The organism is Peribacillus simplex (assembly GCF_030123325.1).
Lineage (GTDB): Bacteria > Bacillota > Bacilli > Bacillales > DSM-1321 > Peribacillus > Peribacillus simplex_D.
Genome location: NZ_CP126106.1, coordinates 3,977,628 through 3,997,283 on the forward strand (window position 1 = coordinate 3,977,628; position 19,656 = coordinate 3,997,283).

Below are 19,656 nucleotides of genomic sequence, written 5' to 3' on the forward strand. Positions count from 1 at the left end.
TTATAAATTAATATCTGTTCTTTACTATATATAGTTTACTATAAATCATACAAAATACATTTATTCAAAATATTCCATTATACCCAAAAGTCTTTCATACCAAGATAATAATGCTAAGCAATTATCCCTACTTATTCCATAGAGCTGTTTTATGGCTGCAATTAGTTTAATCCATATCCATTTACCGATTAGTAAATAAAAAGGATAGAAATTCACCATTTGCCAAAAATAAGAATAATGGTATTAACGGGAGGAAGAGAAAAATGGATTCAGAAATGCAGGAGAAATGCGGGGTATTTGGAGTGTTTAATCACACCAAAGCAGCCGAATTAACTTATTACGGACTTCATGCACTTCAACACCGTGGTCAGGAGAGTGCAGGAATTGTGGCTAGTGATGGGAAATCATTCAGGAATCACAGGGGAATGGGATTAGTTACCCAAGTATTTTCACGGAACATCCTTGATGGACTAAGCGGAAATATGGCCATTGGTCATGTACGATATTCAACTTCTGGCGAAAGTTTACTGCAGAACGCACAACCCCTCGTTTTTAAATATAGCGAGGGGGACCTGGCTGTTGCTCATAATGGCAACCTCGTAAATGCAAGGATAGAACGGGATGTGTTACAACAGCAGGGAAGCATATTTCAAACGACGACCGATACGGAAATTATTGCTCACTTAATAGCTCGTTCAAGTAAACAGCATTTCGCAGAAAGCGCACCTGATATGCTTAAACGTCTCGACGGGTCATTTGCCTTGATTATAATGACTGAAAAACAAATGCTAATTGCCCTGGATCGTCATGGGTTACGTCCGCTTAGCCTTGGGAAAATTGGTGAATCCATCATCGCCTCCTCAGAAACATGCGCTTTAAATGCGGTTGATGCTAAGTTCTGGCGGGAAGTTGAACCGGGTGAATGGCTTCTTATAGATGAAAATGGAATTCAAACTGGAAGATTTGCAAAAAAAGGTAAGGTTTCCCTTTGTTCCTTTGAATTTGTCTATTTTGCCCGTCCAGATAGCGTTATTCAAGGAAGAAGTGTCTTAACAATCCGGAAGGAATTAGGTGAAATTCTGTCAAAAGAACATCCGACACAAGCTGATGTTGTCGTTGCAGTTCCCGAATCAAGCGTACCTGCCGCCATTGGTTTTTCCCAACAATCAGGAATTCCATATGAAATGGGGATTATTAAAAATCCTTATGCTGGTCGTTCATTTATTGAGCCCACGCAAGAATTGCGTGACTTAGCTGTTCGACTGAAATTAAGCGCTGTGCAAGAAATTTTGGAAGGAAAAAGGGTCGTATTAGTCGATGATTCAATTGTTAGGGGAACGACAAGCAAGCGCATTGTCGAATTGATTCGGCAAGCAGGTGCCAAGGAAGTCCATGTAAGAATTAGTTCACCTATGGTTAGAAACCCTTGTTATTATGGAGTGGATATGCCAACTAAGGAAGAACTATTTGCCAACAAACACGAACACGAACGAGCGATGGGACAGGTTATCGGGGCAGATTCATTAGCCTTTTTAAGTACCGAAGGGTTATTAGAGGCAGTAGATATGGATCTTGGAGACACTAGCAGCCGCTGTATAGCCTGTTTTAATGGTGCTTACCCAACTAATATTTGAAGTGATACAGCTTAAGTAGGATAAAGATGGCAGGCACCACACAAAAACAACTGTGTGATGCCTGCCATTTTCCTACTATTAAACCTTGGATTTTGTCACTGTTTTCTAATTGCTCGGGCAAGTACAAGAGGCTGCCCATCTCCTCCTGACGTCGAACTCCTCGATCACCAATGAGCATAACTTTTTATCCGTGTCTTTAATTTCTTAACTTATAAAATTCATTATCAATGAGTGATATTTTATTATAAATGAACCTAGCAATTTTGTGAGGGGCCTGTTGTGGGGAACATTATTCAGTTTATTATTGTGGTTGTCATTTTTCGGTTGGATCAAATTATAAAGAAAACAGTTCATAAAAAAAGAAGGCTGATTAACAGCCTTCCCCATGTACATACATTCCTTATTTTCCATTTATATAATTACTTTCTAGTTCTGTTCTCTCATAATATCAAAACATTTTACTTTAACCTTCTTCGATGTTGGTTAAAAACCTTGATAAAAATACTATTATCATCGGATTTAAAAAACTTAACTCCAACTAATTTTAAGGGTGTCCATATTTCTCTCATTTGGTATAAAGGCATTTTTAAAAAAATTCATCCTTTCTTAATTAACCTTGCCAATAGGGCAACCGCTCTTTAGAAATGAGTCATTGCTTTAAATAGTTACTCTTTATTTAATTCATATAATAATACCCATTATTTGATTGATTAAACCACATAAGAAATTCATTTTTTTGTGTCTACCCAATGTTATAAAGAAAGGTCAGCAAATCGGATTTAATTAGCGAATCACATACTGGATTCCATTTGGATACCTAGTAAATTGCTAAACATCCCTCTTTTTTCACTCGCTAGTTGGTTATATTCACCGACTTGAATAATTTCTCCCTGATCCATTACTAATACTTGATCCGCATTACGAATCGTCGATAACCGATGAGCAATGACAATAATGGTCATGGTTCCTTTTAATCTTTCGATAGCGGCTTGGATCTTCGCTTCATTTTCCGTATCTAATGCACTTGTTGCCTCATCTAAGACAAGGATAGACGGTTTACGTAAAATGGCCCGGGCTAATACAAGACGCTGTCTTTCTCCTCCAGACAGTCGAACTCCTCTATCACCAATGAGTGTATCAAGACCTTGTGGAAGCCTACTGACAAAATCATCAGCTGCCGCAAATTCCAAAGACTCCCAAATGGATTCATCGCTTGCATTTTGGTCAATAATCATCAAATTTTCCCGTATAGTTGCATTAAATAGGAATGGATCCTGCGGTATATAACTTATGGATTTCCTTAGTGATAATAAGTGATCATTAGTAAGTGGAATATCATCTATACTGACCTCGCCCCGATCGGGTTGATTTAATCCCATTAATAGGTCAATTAAAGTACTTTTCCCCGCCCCTGATCGTCCTACTATAGCCGTCATACGGTTTGAAGTTATGTGTACATTTATATTTTTAAGTGCATAGGTACTTTCATTTGGATTATACCTAAAATAAACATGGCGACAATCTAGCCCATGTTTAATTTCAATAGGCTTAATATTTTTATAGTCTGAATCATTTAACTCTCTAGCTTCCTTACATTCATTTTGTAAATCTAACAATGCTTTAAAAGATGGAAGAGTAGATCCTAATTGTTCTAAATTAGATTGGATACTTGTAAACCTTGGCCATAACCTTGAAAAAATAACCATTATCAGCATTAATTGTGCTGGTTGGGCCATGAACATTTTTATTGAAAAAAACACAAAAATCGCAATTAATAATGAAGAAACAACTTTGAAGATCATTTGAGAAGTTGTATTTAATGTAGTTAACTTAATTCTGTTTTTTTCCATTTTTTCAGTTAAGGAAAGAAACCAACTCAAATGAGAATCTTCTAATGAATTACTTTTGATATCCTTCATTCCATTAAGGTGATCCGTAATACCCGCTAAATATGTTTGTGTTAGTTGAAAATTTTCTTTTCCTAAAGACTGAGACTTTTTGATGAATTTCCTGGAGAAGAAGATTAGAATCAATCCAAAAACTATGATAAAACTAGTCATTGTAACTGATAAATAAAGAGCTATACAGATTTGAATGAACGTAAAAATAAGAGAAGATAAAAACTGTAAGAATAAATTAATACCAGCACTCACATTAAAGGTTTCAGTTGTCATGATGTTGGTGATATCAGTTTTCCTCTTTTTTAGGTAAAATCCCCAATTTACTTGAAGCAAACTTCCATAGGCCTCATCTCTTAAATGTTTAATAAAACCTTGTTGGATTTTCACACCTAGTATGGTTTGATTCCGCTTAAAAACGCTTTGTCCCACCATTAAAATTACGTAAACTCCCAGTATCAATATAAGACTAATCGTTTCAGGAATTCCTATGAATAATTCATTAACCCAACTTAAAAAAGGAACTTCCTCTGTACTAATATCTAAAATACCGGTCAATCCAATCAACGGGATTAATAAGAAAATTCCTATACCCTCTAAAAAACCTATTAAAATCATACAAATAAGATTGATATATAGAATTTTCCCCGAATAATCATGTAACCGCTTGGTAAAATGCAAGAGATGCTTCAAAACCATATCCTCCTATCACAGAGCTTGTTTCTTTGTTATCCCGAATGTCTATATAGCATTTTGTAATATGCTGAGTTACGACATTTGAAGGAAAGGTATTGGGGCACATTGTAGGTTTATAAGAACTTCTACCTAATTGATATAATAGAAAACGAATGGGGTTGGTGATTCGAAGAACTAGGGATTTGTTTCGATATATACTTATAAACAATCGTTTCTGGAGGAAATCGTGTTAAACGTTCCCCCTGTTATAATATGGATCGAGAACGTTAACTAGATTCTTGTTCTTCTAGATTTTCATTACTGTTCTCTTTAGCGAATTTAGAAACGACCGTGAACCTATCCATCACTTCAGCACCGGTTATATAAAAAGGACCGCTACGTAGCCAAGCATGTGCAATGAGTTCTCCATTCTCATCTTTAGCTGTACCTAAATAAAGAGTACTATCAATATTTCTTTTCTCCAGCATTTTCATTCCAGCCATTGCTTTTACAAGGCATTGGCTTTCCCAAAAAGTATAGCGACTCATAATATGAATAGCTCGCGATATACTGGCTAAAACCTCTTTATCCGATGAATTGGAGATATATGAGGTCTCTTTCATTTGTTCACCAAGTGAAGGAGCAACTTTTGAAAATGAAATGCTCTTAAGAAAACGGGCTCTACCTAAATGTAAAAATGCCTCAATAAGCAGCAGCTTAGTTTTATAATTCAATTGAAGAAAATTACGAGCTTTCTTTGTGATATTCATTATTTCCTCCTAGAGCTAGACATTCATGATACTAGGAATTGATTCTATCTTCTATTTTAACTAGGCCTTGCTCTAACAATTGATTTATAAAGTCCGTGACTTGTTCCTTACACTCAGTTTGTTCTACATCATATTGAGACTGTAATGTTGTAACTAACTCATGAATCGTAATGGGCTCCTTCAGTAGATCCCATATCTCTCCACCCAATTCACCTAAATTATAATACTTTCCTTTTTGAACACTTAACATCACTTTTTCTCCACCCATATCACTAACAATGTTACCCTCTCTTTGTACAATCGTTTTTTCTAACGTAATTTGTTGTTTTTTCAAAATAAAGAATCCTCCTCGTTTATATTTTCTAATATTTGAGATACAAGATTATTGACTGTAAATCCTGTGTTAGGCCGATGCAATTGATACATATGGATTTTATTTAAAATATTTACCGACTCCATAAAATGCCATTCCATTAAGCCTAATCGTGGGACTAAAAAATTACGGTATGTATGAGAGAATAAAGTTCGGAAACGTTCTAGTTGATTTATTTTTTGTAGTGTAACTTCTCCATGATCTGTTTTTACTAATTCAAATACAGAGCTTAATGGTAAAGGTTCATTTGAAAAACTAGACGTAACTGGTACAGAAAATTTTGTTTCCCTTTCAAATAAAGGCTGGTAATCTTTCTTTTCTATTCCAAAAGCTTGTAAACTTTCTTGCCATAGTTTTTGTTGTGGATATGAGGGAGTTATAATGGGTTTATTGTCTTTTGATAGAGAAACAGGGATAACATCATCACTTAAAAGTTGAAATCCTTCTTTTAAAAAGGCAGCAGCAAGTGTTGATTTCCCCGCCCCTGAATCACCAATAAAAGCATATGCCTTCCCATTTATATCTATTGCACTTCCATGCAAAGGTAATACTTTTTTCTGAAGTAAGATAATCCCCATACATGTTCCAAGAATATATAGTCGAATATGATCCTCATCAGAATTTGATATAGGTGAAACGGTAATTTTCTTTCCTTCTTGAATCTTGAATATGGCAATGCCGGGAACTTGAAACATAACCATATGATCCTCAACAACATATTTTTGTTTTGGCAAAAGAACTTGCTTCTCCCAAAGCTCTGATAAATCCCCGTATTCAATTTCCACATCGGTCATGTCCTTGGAAATTCCGAGTCTGGGTACCTCTGGAAGGGGTATTTCACTAAAAAGGTTCAATCCGAATGCTCTATAACCTAAATTTTGTACAATCTCTACCATCTCTTTCACTCCAAATACTAGAAAAATTAATCAAAGCCCTTATACCTTAAAAATTGTATAAGAGCAGTTATTGCTGGGGGAAAACAATCAAATCTTTAATTAACTATGGTGAACCATTTCATCTGGATCATTCTGCACACCATCAGGGATGGTTATACCAGGACCTCCCATAGTCATGTTAATGTTAAGTACTTCTAATTTTGGAGTTTGCCATTCTTTTTTCATTTTTGTCACCTCCCTTCAATGAGGTTATTTAATAGGCTCTGTTAAACTATATGGTAGATTCTCTTTTTTCAACCATCATCATAAACTTAGCCTTTTAAGAAAACGATAAACAATTAAACCTCTCATTAAAATTCTGAATTCAGAATCAAAGGCAACATTAGGCTGGGGTTCTGTGCGAAACTTGTTAAGTGCCTTCTTAATTGCTCCCATATTCAAAAAATTAGCTATAATCGGATCCTGACTAAGCTGTTCCACTTCACCAATAAATGCATTCCAGTTTGGGAGCATTCTAGCAATGGTATCTGCACCCTGAACGCCTCGAGTTTTCTGGTTTAATCTAATGTCATCAGGCAAATACCCTTTTGTGGATCGTCTAATGAGTGATCGATCTAAACCATTCTGTACAAATTGTTCCAAAGGAAGGGATAAACAAAATTGAATAACTCGTAAATCATTCGTAGGGTCATGTCCCTGTAATGAATACAGCAAGGATAATTTAGTTCCACTTGTTCCCGTTGTATTCCACATATTCAGATAACCAAAGTGATTTTTCCTAATCTCATTAATATTTGTAGGATTAACGCCCATTATATTGATTCCTTGTTCCTCTAGTTTAGAAAAAACTTTAGTTCTCCGAGCAAAATCATCATTAATTAATAATGGCGAATCATCTTGATTATTTGCTTTGATATTAGGATGAAAAGGATAAGCCTTTTTTCCAATCACTTTCATTACTCTCGATCTTTTTACTCCCATATTTTTGCTATAAGAATTTACTTCATGATAAAGGCGGATCCATCTCATTTTTCTTAATAATAAGGCATAGTAATCAAAAGTCGGTCCCCAAGAAATTGAAAAATTTCCCCTTGCACCGTTTAACAATACTCCTATTCCAAGCTTGTTAGCCTCTTCATATATCCCCTTCACCCAGACGGAATTTTCAAAAAACTTATAGGGCATTTCCATTATTTCTAGCCAATCATCTAGTACTGATAATGAGCTTTGGCCTTCAAACTTTAAATACTTAGCATTGATATTTCCAACATGATTAACTGTAGATTTAATAAGTGGACTCTCATCTGCTAATCGTTGTTTTGGGGTCCAATCATCAAATTCATCAATAGGGATAGAGCTAAAGGTATATAATTTTTTGTTTTGGTTTCGGAGGGTATTTGCAGTAAAGCTGACAACCGATCCTGAATCCAATCCACCGCTTAAATTGGCTCCCACTTTACGGTGTGTACGTAATCTCGAAGTAGCTGCTCTTTGAAAAACATCTCTAAAAGCCTCTTCGTATTCGTTATTTGATTTCAAGTGCAATTTCTCACTATCTACCACGGAACAATATTTCGAAAGCATTACTTTATTTTCTATTATTGATATTGTATGGGAGGGAGGTATTTGATCTATATTTTTATAGACTGTCGAAAAAGCATCTACAGTATCATTCATCCCTGGAATTGCTAAAAACTCCGCTAACCACTGCTCATTCAGTTTTTTTTCGATATATGGTAATTTAAGAAGGGGTTCAATAGTTGTACAAAAAGCAAATTTCTCATGATTTTTGTGATAATAAAGCGTCCTACTCCCTGCGAAATCTCTTGCCCCAAATAACTTTCTTTTCTTCTGATCCCAAATCATAAATGCAAAGTCACCGATTAAATGCTTAGGAGCTTCTTCACCCCATTTTTGATAACTTAATAGAATAAGTTGACTATCAGTTAGAATACTTTTATCTATTTTACTAATATGTAGTTTGTCGAATAATTCTTCACGATTATCAATAATAGCGTCAGCTGTGATTGTACACTGCCTTTCAGAATCATGGAACGGAAGCTGTTCACCTACAGATTCAGGAGTAATCCATTGAGCGTGGCAACCAAGAAAAACCTTTTCTGAATGCCAGGTTTGAATAGAGTCGGAAGGATATTTCTCTAAAGCAGTCATTAATACATGACCATGCTGAAGATTTACCTGCTCTTCATTTATATGATAAATACCAATGATAGCACTCATGATTTCCTCCTGCTTGTTTTTTTATGCAAATAAATTACATTATCTTCCTTCGGTGTTGGTTAAAAACTTTAATGAAAATACTTCTATCATCTGATTTAAAAAATTTCACCCCAACTAACTTTAAAGGTGTCCATATTTCTTTCATTAGAAATAGAGGCATTATATTCATCCTTTCTAAATAAACGATATAATATTTGTTTCTTCCTAATAGACTCCAATTTTCAAATCCACGATTATAAAACTAAAGAAACAAATATTAACACTAGTTACTTTTATACTTATTAATTGTTTTTGTATTCATATTTCCCCTGAAAAGCGTCCTTTTTAATACATATGTCATTTTAACTGTTTTTACGAACAATTCGTTCTCTATAACGAATTATATAAGCTAAAATTACCATCTATTTAAGCCTATGTCAATAATTTAAGACACAATTAGTTATATAAATTCAAGATATAAGTCTTTCATATTTTAATATTTACTTTATCATGTATCTTCGCTGAATACTCTGTTACATTAGTTATAATAGTCTTGTGTACATTTAGAAAATTACATATTATCTTTAAAGAAAATTTACCACTCTCAAAGAAATGAATGGATTACATTATTTTAACTGGTACGAAAGTGTAGAAAAACTTAAATGATTTATAGGGTAACTGGAAAATTTGTTTTGACATAACCAAAACCAAGCTATTTCGGCTATGTCGTACAAAAAAATATTATACTGAACTTAATATCAGGGGATTCAGGGAGTAATTAATAGTTGGAGCGTTTATACAGGGATTTTATTTGTTTTCTTAGGGGGCATTCGGAATCAATCATAGACAATTTTCTAAATAATCTAGTTATTTCTTTGTCGTATGCAATGGCAAAGAAAATTTAATATGCAAAAAAAATAGTTACGTTGCCAAAACAGAAATTGCAGAATTGCTTAACATCCTTCCTGAAATAAGTATTCGAGTATTTATAGGTAAATCAACTAAACTATTTTTCTCGTTTTTCACTTCAAACAATAGCTTTTCACCATCACTCATTACACCTTTTAAATTCAAAAAATAGGTTTCACTATCAGCACTTTCTAATAAAAGTTGTACTGCGAAAGTGTAGTTGTACAATTCTCCCTTAGTAAAGGAGTCCCACTCATACTTTCCAGTTCTAATTTTAGAAATTGTATTTACTCTTCCAATAATATTTGTGGTGTATGCGCTATCATCCTCCCCATTTCCACTTGAGTTAATTTTGAAGACTGCATTTATATTAATCGGGAATGGTCTAATACCTTCAGTTAAACTTCCAGATAATCTACAATTTTCATGGTAAACTTTAATTGCCGTGCCTGATTTGTCCCATGTTAATAGTGAGGAAGAAGGGGTAATCAAACAATCTCTTAAATAAATCATCTGATTAGATTTTGGGTTCTTAACTTCCATTCCATTCGACTGAGCCCAAGTTAAACCTTCTAAATAATATTTTAAAGCACTTCCACCGGATTGCGCTGCAGAAAATAACCAGTTACCAACTTTGACATCTAAATAATTTTCGTTAATTATTTTTACAATATTGTGGTAGTTAGAAAATTTAGTTCCTGAGTCTTTATAAAAACGATACACATAAGAACATCTATTTGTAATATAGATGTTTTCCTTAAAGATAATTTTTCCTTTATTATCATGTGTCCAGTTATAAATTGAAATAATAGTACCTTTTCCTGTTGTCTTAATTGTATTTCTTTCAATAATAGCTGAATTACATTTTAAAAATATAGCTCCTATACCTAAATCATCATCAGGAGTAATTCTAGTAATTTCAATTTCATTATCTGTTATCTTCAGGTTTCCACCTGTAGAGATAATAGCATACTGGTCATCTTCTATGACTACTTTGTTATTATGGAAACTCATCCATGTATCTTTATCCCCTATCCAACCTGTCTGCCATCCCCAATTACTGAGGTTAACGGTACCATAAATTAAATTATTACTAATACTTAGACTATCTATTGCATATCGTTTACTGGGATCTGACTCAATATGAAGTACATCACCTACTATTGGGGCTAATAATAGTTTAGTTCCTCCAAAATGATTGCAAGTAATATTTCCAGATACACAACCAACAACAGTTAGCCCACCACGGCCATTATTATTAAAGTAGCAGTTCTGGATAAGCATACTTTGCGTAGATTTATTTCTATCATTTACTTGCTCAGATGAAATGAATAGTCCATCACCAACAAAATTTGTAAAAGAACAATTTCCAACATATAATCGTTTTGATGAGTATACACCAATGCCTATTGCATTTTGATTCGGAGAAACGCCTACTGCTCCTGGCCCCTCAAAATTTATACCAACTATATTTATATATTCCATTTTAAAAAATGAAAAGTAAGCGATATCTAATCTTTTAAATAATACTGTTGCACTTCTTCCAACCCAGTCAATGAACCTTCCATCAAAGGCTCCATCCATAAAAAGGGTTGTCGCTCGGTCATATACATAAGTCCCGCTTTCGAAGTCTAATGCTTTTTTATTATTAAAGGCAAAGCTAATGGCACTGTTAATAGCGATTGTATCATCTGTTACTCCGTCACCAACTGCACCAAAATCTTTTAATCTTATGCTTTCTGACCTTATTGATAATTCTCCCATTTCTTCTCTAAGACTATTATTTTCTATGGAATTAGAAGATAAATCCCCATCCTTAAAAAACACTATAATTCACTTCCTTTTTAAACTTTTCAAAATAAAATATCATTGGAATATAACTCACCAGCTTAAAATCATTCAGACCTAACAATGGATCAGAATAAGGTAAAGAAGAACATTATTCCATCCCTTAATAATCAATCAAGGATTAATAATTCTATTAGAGCATTTTTGAATAATAACATTTAATATACCTAGTTTAAAAATACTCTTTGGATTGATGAAAGAAATCTAAAAAGGTCTCTTTAAGTAATTTGATTTAATATAGTATATGCATTTTTATAATTTTTGGTACCACCTCAAAATCTAAAATTAATGCTATCGCAAATTCAGTATTTTTTTCCATTAAATTAATACACATAGATGGCTAGATTTTTAAACACTTCACGTATGAACTAGTATATTATTCTTTTTCTCTTTAGCGTCTATTCTATTGTTTTTTTTGACGGTTCTCATTCATGACCCAGCTTCCCGTAGCTACATTTTTGGGGAAACAATTGCTTATCTTCAATTAAGCGTCTAAATTATTTGTCAACAATAGCCCTTAATGCATTAATGCTTTTATGTAATCTTCATGTAATGATTTGTAAGTTCTTATTTTGAAAATTGATAACTTTTCTCCTAAAAATAGTTTCTTATTTATAATTTATTTAATTAATATGTCAATACATTTAACTATTTCCATTATCATTCCGTCACTTATAATATCGTAAAAAAGATACTTTGACAGGAAATTCCCCTTCCAAAGTATCTTTATAGTATTCTGAAGCAAATAATAAAAAGTGAATTTATAAAAGAAAAAAGTGGACTATTTATCAAATTTAATTCTAATAAAGGTTTGTAATACTTTTATTAAGTCTACAATCTTTACCTTTTTACTATATTGGTTTCCTTGACTTTCTCCATACCCATAAAAAAGGACGTAACGGAAAATATAATAGATGTAATGGTTTAGGTAACCTTAATGTCATAGCATCAATAGGTTTTGGATATAAAAATCTAATAATAAAGAAGCATTTTTGAAGGGTTCCCATCATTGAAAACAGAACTCGATCAAAGAATATTGAATTTTTAAAATAAATAAGTGTTGAAATTGGACTATACCTATACTTTTCACCAGGAACTTCTGTAGATTTGTTGATATGTAACTTTCCCATTTCTATAATATATCGTATCGTCAACTTTGCTAGATTTCTAGAACGTTTTCCTACTGTTAATGAATACATTTCACCATTGATTGGAGATTTTAAGAGTTGAGAAGTTAATATTAACGCTTGTCCTATTATATGAGAAGGTTGATACATATTATTTTTTTCAGAAATAAATCCTTTTCTTATGATTAGGTCAATGTCTACCAACCATCGAAGACGAAACCAACCATGTCTAGCCCCATGTACAACAAGGAATAAAAATAAATCTTGTTTTCCTAAAAAATAGATAGGAGTGCTTGTCAGAATACTAGTCCTTTTCCGTTCCCATAATTCATTAAAGCTTGGTTCTTTTGATGGATAAGGATGTAGTCTCCAATGAATTTCAATTTCTATTCCCATTAGGGGATGAAAGTATGTTTTGTGATGATTAAGCCATTGCCACTCGTTAAATATCGCTGGAAATTCTTCTTTTTTTATATATCCAAAATTCAATAAAAGTTCTTCTGCTCTTTTTAAATCGGTCAATGGAATTAATATATCTAAATCCTTGGAGGTTCGTAGAGAAATATCTCCGTAAATATCAGCAGCAATTGCCGGACCTTTCAAAAATAGTAGACGTATTTGCTTTTCTGAAAAAAACTTACCTAATCGTTCCATTTCTCCGGATAATTTAAGCATCTGAAACGTATTTTTTTTATACTCTTGGAATAAGATTTCAAAAATATTATCTGGAATAATTTTTTCTTCTAATTTACTTAACCTTGAATAAATTAAAGGATAAACACGATGATGCCTTGCTAATTCAAGAAATAATTCCCAATCTATACCTACAAGTAATTCTTTTAGTGATGTTGAAATCCCATCATCATTTTCCGCCTTCACAATTTCAAGTAATAATCTTAATTCTTTTGGTAGAGATGACAAATTGAGATTGTAGTTATAATCCATATTCCTCTCCTTTAATGTTTTATACTAGTTTTACGTGCATAAACATAAAACTTTTATAGCATTATAACTTATTTATAGTGACTAAAAATTGTGACGTTGCATGGACAATCATTTGTCCATTAGTTGTATAACTAGATTATTTAGAATGAAAAAATTTTCAATGAGATTCTAATATTAATGATAATACTTTAAGAAGCAACAACTGATATTGCATTTTTACTTAGATTTTTTCCAATAATTTGAATTCCACTATTATCGGGTAGATCAACTAATAAATTTGATTCATTTTTTATTTCAATTGTTAGTAACCCTTTATCATTGGTAGGTTTCTGAAAAGATAAGTTGTAAAATCCTGTTTCTTTAGAATTGAGCAGAATTTGAGCAGAGAATGAGTAATTGTATAAATCTTCAAGTGAAAATGCATCCCATTTATATTTACCCTTGGAGATCTTTGTTAGTGTATTCTTTCTTCCAATAATGCTTGTTGGATAATTAATATCCATATCATTTATTTTTCCTGAAATTTTATATACAACTGCTAAATCAATTGGGTACGTCGGAATATTTGTAGCAACTGTTCCCGATAAATTACAATTTTCATAATAAACCTTGATTGCTGTTCCAACATTATTCCAAGATATAAGAGAGTCTTCACCAACAATTATACAATCTCTTAAATACAAAATATGATTTTTAGTTGTATTTTTAAATTCCATTCCATTTTGATGTGTCCAGATTATTCCTTCCAAAAAATATTTCTGTGCATTCCCACCAGATTGTGGCGCTGATAGCAACCAATTAGCATTTGTTACCCCTATGAAATCCTCATTTTGAATTTTAACGATTTTATGGTTCTCTGAAAATGAACCACCAATATCTTTAAAGAAACGATAAATATACGAACAATGGCTTGCGGTGTAATTATTTTCGCGAAAAATAACTTTGCCTTTAGTGCCGTGAGTCCAATTGTAAACCGAAATAAGGGTTCCTTTTCCTTTTGTTTTAATTGTATTTCTCTCAATGATTGCAGAATTACATTTGAGAAACAGGGCACCTATTCCCAAATCATCAGCTGTTGTATTTCGAGTGACATCTATTTCATTATCAATAATTTTGATGTTTCCTCCAGCTGAAATAATCCCATACAGGTTGTCATCAACAATTACTTTATTATGATGAAAGTTAATCCAGGTATCTTTTTCTCCAATATACCCTTCTGTCCAAGTTGAATTAGTTAAATTAACTGCGTTATAAATCAAGTTATAACAAATAGCTAATCCCTCTACACCATATCTTGTTTTAGGATCTGATTCTATATGAAGAACTTCCCCAACAACAGGTGCAAGCATGAGCCGCTCCGCTCCGAAGTGATTATTTTCAATCACCCCCGACACACACCCAACCACCGTTAAACCACCTCGACCATTATTACTAAAGTAACAATTTTGAACCTTTATATTTTGAGACGATTGTTTACGATTGTCGATTTGCTCCGAAGATATTAATAATCCATCACCGATAAAATTTATAAAAGAACAGCGGTTAACTATTAAACGTTTGGTTGAATAAACAGCTATCCCCACAGCGTTTTGATTCGGTGAACCCCCAACTGCGGCAGGTCCCTCAAAATCTATTCCCACTAGATGAACATATTCCATTTTATAAAAGGCTATATATGCAATATCTAGCCTCTTAAAAATGATTCGAGCTCCCATTCCGATCCAATCAATAAAATGCCCATTAAATTCTCCATTGATATACCAAGTTGTTTTCTTATCGTACAAGTAAGACCCGCTACCGAAATTTAACGTTTTTTTGTTCTTAAAACAATATTCAATGGCATTATTAATAGCGGTTGTATCATCTGTTTCTCCATCACCCTTTGCCCCAAACTCCTTTACATGAATTATACCTTCTGCTTTTTTAGATATATTATCTATTTTTTTACCATGATCACTTGAAGTATCTATTAAAGTTTTTACTTTGTCTGAAAGTTTCTTTCCATGTTCATCTCCATCCTGTTGGTTAAATAATTTACCACCTTCCTCATTAACTGTGTAACCAAAAAAGAAAGCTAATATCCAAAGTAATATGTCTCTCAAAAAATTTCTACGGCCCACTTTATCACCTCTTCCTAAACTCTAGTTTAACTGTTAAAGACTACATGATTATGTACTTTGAAATATGTATTTACTTTTATAATTCAGTTCACCTTTTACTCCTTTCCGTATTTATTAACATTAAAGGTTAGATATGAAATTATATCTCGGGTTAGAAGTAACACTTTGTTAATTGTCAGTTCCGAAATTAAACAAGAAATAAGCTACCTCTTAGACTTTTTAATGGAGGACTCTTTCTATTTATATTAATAATGAAACCTTGCCATTAGTTATAGTTACTTGTGCAAGAGGACACAACTAATATATTAAAAATGCTGATTACCTTTACTATAGGGAACCAGCATTTTCCAAATTTTATACTCTTCTAATTCATTTTGATTTTGCTAATATGCTTAAAATCTTCATATCCATTAGGATTTTTTATTTGCCACTGCCAAGAATCAAGACACATATCTCCTATTCCTCTTGTAGCAGCCCAACCTAATTCCTTTTTTGCCTTGTTTACATCTGCATAACATATAGGAATATCACCTGGTCTTCTCTCAACCACTGTGTATGGCACCTTTCTGCCAGATGCCTTTTCAAAGGCTTCAACGACTTCTAAAACACTATATCCTCTACCTGTACCCAAATTGTAAGCATCGATTCCCGAAGTTGACATAACTTTTTCAAGTGCCTTTAAATGACCTAATGCAAGATCAACTACATGTATATAATCTCTAACACCAGTACCATCAGATGTTGGATAATCATTACCAAACACCCTTAACTCTTCTAATTTCCCTATACCTACCTGTGTTATATATGGCATTAGATTGTTAGGTAATCCATTTGGATCTTCACCTAATCGCCCACTAGGATGAGCACCTATTGGGTTAAAATAACGTAAAATTACAATATTCCAATCCCTATTCTGAATATAAAGGTCCCTCAAGATTTCTTCAATCATTAATTTTGTTCTACCATAAGGATTAGTTGCGCTAAGTAAAAAATCCTCAGTGATTGGAACATTTATAGGAACTCCATAAACAGTGGCAGAAGAACTAAACACTAATTTCTTAATATCATATTTTTCCATTAGTTCACAAAGAAAAAGTGTTCCTGTAATATTATTATGATAATAATGAAGAGGGATTTTAACAGACTCTCCAACAGCCTTTAATCCAGCAAAATGAATAACAGCTTCAATGCTATTTTCTATAAAAACATCTTCTAAACTTGATTTATCAATAAGGTCTACTTCATAAAATTTGAAATCTTTTTTAGTTAGCTCCCTTATTCGATTTAATACATTAATATTACTGTTCGAAAGGTTATCAACCACTACTATTTCAAACCCTGCTATTAAAAGCTCTACACAGGTATGGCTGCCTATATAACCAGCTCCTCCAGTTACTAAAATCGCCAATGTTCAATTCCTCCTTCTATTTTATTTCTATAAAATACGAAAAATACACTCATCTCAATTTGTTTATTTTTATTACTTTATTGCAAGAAATGTCACAAATTATGCATCTGAAAGCAAAGTTATACCAATAGAACAAATATTTTAGTTTTTAAACTTCTTAAACACTCTTCCTACTCTTACTACAATAATCTGCTTTAATAGTGCAAATTCTTCTATTTTTAACAGGATTATCATTCCTACATAAAATACCATACCTACCAGAATACTTAGTAATAAGGGAATTATATTGTTAGAAGTTGCAGTATAAAATATCACATAACAATAATCAACAATTATTCCCATCACTATACTTACAATCAGTATCTTAGTAAATATTAATAATATATTTCGATAACCATAATCGCCTACCTTTTTATGCAAACTGATCATAAGTAAAATAGTTCCAACAATTGCTGATATTGATGTTCCTAACACCAATCCACCCAAGCCCAGATGAGGTACCAATAGAAGCGAGGCAACAATATTTATTATCACCGCTATAGAACCATTTATCATTGCAGTTTTTGTATCTTTTATTGCATAAAAAGCTCGACTTATCACCTCGCGAAGAGAAAAGCCAATCATCCCTAGTGTAGCAAAATAAAGAGCATAGGCAGTCATTTCTGCAGCTTCAATATCAAACGAACCTCGAAGAAAGATTAGCTTAACAATTGGTAATCGTAGCACAAAAAAGCCTATTGATGCTGGAATAATTAAGATAATCAGAATATTAATTGTTTTTCTAAGCATTTCTTTAAACTCTTTATCTTTGCCTTGCGAATAATAATTTGACATTGACGTATAAAAAATAGTAGTAACTACTGCAGAGAGCAGGCCAATTATAAAAGCATTCAATCTATTAGAATAATTTAAAGCTGCAATACTACCCTCAGGTAATCCAGAAGCTAACATACGATCCACTATCCAATTAATTTGTTGAACACCTGAGCCAATAATAATTGGAACAATCAAAACTCCAATACGACGTAAGCCATCTTCTTTTAAATCAAAATCAAATTTAAAATGGTACTTAAGTTTTCGGGTAAATGGTAATTGAATTATTACTTGAAAAAGAGTTCCTACGAATACTGCAACAGCAAGCCCATAAATTCCATAGGAGTCTGTAAAAAATATCATTGCTGTAATTAAAATGATATTTTGGGGAAAACCAATTGCTGTGGGTATTAAAAAGTTACCATGATTTTGCAACTTGGCATTATTTAATGTAACAAAAACCATGAGTATTATAGATGGTAAAATTATTCTAGTTAGTTGAATAGTTAATTCTTGGACTTCTGTAGAAAAATTCGGAGCAAATATACTAACCAACTCTTTAGTAAACACCATTCCCAACACACAGATGATTAAGGAAACACATGTAGACACATTATAAACTACATTTAAAAACTTATTGGTTTCTTCTTTCGATTTACTATTAAGATAATCCGACATCACTGGGATAAAGGTAGTACCAAGAGCCACTATAACTACACTAGTCACTACCTCGACAATTGATTGTGCCATAATAAAGGCATCTGCCTTATATGTCGTACCAAAGGTAGCAGCCAAAATAACATCTCGGAAAAAGCCAAAAACTTTGCTTAACAAAGTAATACATGTGATTATTATAGCCGTAATTGCTATTTTATTAGACATTTTATTTTCTAAACTCCCAATTCCTCTTTAATTCAGCACTGAACTTAAAGCATGTACTACAATGAAAAGAAATCTTCCCCATTTTAGTTACCCTTTATTACCTGAATAATCTATGATATTCATATGATTCCAAGCAATTAAGTTTCATAACTTTATGTTCTTACAAATTTCTTTTATATTCTATATTTTTCTAGTTTTATATCTGTATAAATCATAGAATTTTAATATATAATATTTGCTTAATAACGCACTTTTAATAAGGTTCATTACTCCTCTTATTTTGAAACCTTTTTTATTCATTTCCAGTCCTTGATTAAATCGATATGAAGCCATATTAAATTTAGTGTTTTCACTATTTGTAGCTATTTTTTTTGATTCTAATTTCATTTTTTCTACGTCATTATTATTTTCTATTTTCCCTTGCCTATATAATTTTGATAATCCTCGCATATTCAAATATTGATTTAAAGCATTAGATCTGGATATGCTATTTTTTCTTATTCTATACAATAATGTACTTTTATTTATTTTGCCGATTTTAAAACCAAAATTTAAAGCTCTAAGAGAAAAATCATAATCCTCACAATAATTAATATCCCTATATCCAGATAAAGTGCTATATATTTCTTTCTTTAATAACCAAGTAGGATGGTTTGATATATTTAGTATTTCTAATGCATTTTTAACTTGTATATAATCTAACTCATTTTTCCTAGATTCATATAATTGATGACCATCTTCATCTATGTAAACTACATTAGAAAAGACAAAATCTAGACTATTCTCCTCTAAATACTTTTTTTGAGTTTCAAATCTTTCTTTTAATGATATATCGTCAGCATCCATTCTTGCTATATATTTTCCTTTGCAATGACTTAATGCATAGTTTAGACTTCCTACCAACCCTATATTTTCTTCATTTAATAATATTTGGATTCTACTGTCTTTAAGTTTATATGAAATAAGCAAATCTCTTAAACTAATATTTTCAGGATTATCAAGTACAATTATAAATTCGAAATTTGTATACGTTTGATTTAAAATAGAATCGATACTTTGAGTAACAATTTCAACATCCTCATTGTATGTGCTCATGATTACAGAAACCAGATCCACCAAATTCGCCTCCTTAAGCATC

13 protein-coding genes are annotated in these 19,656 nt (G+C 32.4%); 1 reads left to right on the forward strand and 12 read right to left on the reverse strand.

What is annotated here, in order from left to right; genetic code table 11:
- The first annotated feature begins 263 nt into the window (after positions 1–263).
- On the forward strand, positions 264–1,634 hold the full coding sequence (purF, locus tag QNH43_RS18865) for an amidophosphoribosyltransferase (RefSeq protein ID WP_283915244.1): 1,371 nt from the start codon (positions 264–266) through the stop codon (positions 1,632–1,634).
- 791 nt (positions 1,635–2,425) lie between these two features.
- Here purF and QNH43_RS18870 read toward each other — a convergent pair.
- From QNH43_RS18870 to QNH43_RS18925, 12 genes are all read right to left on the reverse strand, one after another.
- Complete coding sequence (locus QNH43_RS18870) at positions 2,426–4,225, reverse strand: ABC transporter ATP-binding protein (protein ID WP_283915245.1); 1,800 nt, start codon at positions 4,223–4,225, stop codon at positions 2,426–2,428.
- A gap of 269 nt (positions 4,226–4,494) precedes the next feature.
- Positions 4,495–4,977: a lasso peptide biosynthesis B2 protein gene (locus QNH43_RS18875; RefSeq protein ID WP_283915246.1), complete on the reverse strand. Its 483-nt coding sequence runs from the start codon at positions 4,975–4,977 to the stop codon at positions 4,495–4,497.
- A 31-nt stretch (positions 4,978–5,008) separates the two neighbouring features.
- Positions 5,009–5,314 carry a lasso peptide biosynthesis PqqD family chaperone gene (locus tag QNH43_RS18880; protein ID WP_283918399.1) on the reverse strand — a complete coding sequence of 102 codons (306 nt, stop codon included), beginning with the start codon at positions 5,312–5,314 and terminating at the stop codon, positions 5,009–5,011.
- Entirely contained in the window at positions 5,308–6,246 is a 939-nt protein-coding gene (locus tag QNH43_RS18885; protein ID WP_283915247.1) for a phosphoenolpyruvate carboxykinase (ATP), read from the reverse strand. Before QNH43_RS18885 ends, QNH43_RS18880 begins: the two co-directional genes overlap by 7 nt.
- 99 nt (positions 6,247–6,345) lie before the next feature.
- Positions 6,346–6,471, reverse strand: a complete 126-nt coding sequence (locus QNH43_RS18890; RefSeq protein ID WP_141521422.1) for a paeninodin family lasso peptide — start codon at positions 6,469–6,471, stop codon at positions 6,346–6,348.
- A 78-nt stretch (positions 6,472–6,549) separates the two neighbouring features.
- On the reverse strand, positions 6,550–8,487 hold the full coding sequence (locus QNH43_RS18895) for an asparagine synthase-related protein (RefSeq protein WP_283915248.1): 1,938 nt from the start codon (positions 8,485–8,487) through the stop codon (positions 6,550–6,552).
- 900 nt (positions 8,488–9,387) lie between these two features.
- A complete protein-coding gene (locus QNH43_RS18900; protein WP_283915249.1) occupies positions 9,388–11,202 on the reverse strand; it encodes a glycosyl hydrolase family 28-related protein in 1,815 nt (604 codons plus the stop codon).
- 872 nt (positions 11,203–12,074) lie between these two features.
- A complete protein-coding gene (locus QNH43_RS18905) occupies positions 12,075–13,295 on the reverse strand; it encodes a nucleotidyltransferase domain-containing protein (RefSeq protein ID WP_283915250.1) in 1,221 nt (406 codons plus the stop codon).
- Between the two features lie 188 nt (positions 13,296–13,483).
- Complete coding sequence (locus QNH43_RS18910; RefSeq protein ID WP_283915251.1) at positions 13,484–15,415, reverse strand: glycosyl hydrolase family 28-related protein; 1,932 nt, start codon at positions 15,413–15,415, stop codon at positions 13,484–13,486.
- A 364-nt stretch (positions 15,416–15,779) separates the two neighbouring features.
- Positions 15,780–16,823 carry a UDP-glucose 4-epimerase GalE gene (galE, locus tag QNH43_RS18915; protein ID WP_283915252.1) on the reverse strand — a complete coding sequence of 348 codons (1,044 nt, stop codon included), beginning with the start codon at positions 16,821–16,823 and terminating at the stop codon, positions 15,780–15,782.
- A 141-nt stretch (positions 16,824–16,964) separates the two neighbouring features.
- Complete coding sequence (gene murJ, locus QNH43_RS18920) at positions 16,965–18,518, reverse strand: murein biosynthesis integral membrane protein MurJ (protein ID WP_283915253.1); 1,554 nt, start codon at positions 18,516–18,518, stop codon at positions 16,965–16,967.
- A 180-nt stretch (positions 18,519–18,698) separates the two neighbouring features.
- Positions 18,699–19,634: a glycosyltransferase gene (locus QNH43_RS18925; RefSeq protein ID WP_283915254.1), complete on the reverse strand. Its 936-nt coding sequence runs from the start codon at positions 19,632–19,634 to the stop codon at positions 18,699–18,701.
- Between the last annotated feature and the right edge of the window lie 22 nt (positions 19,635–19,656).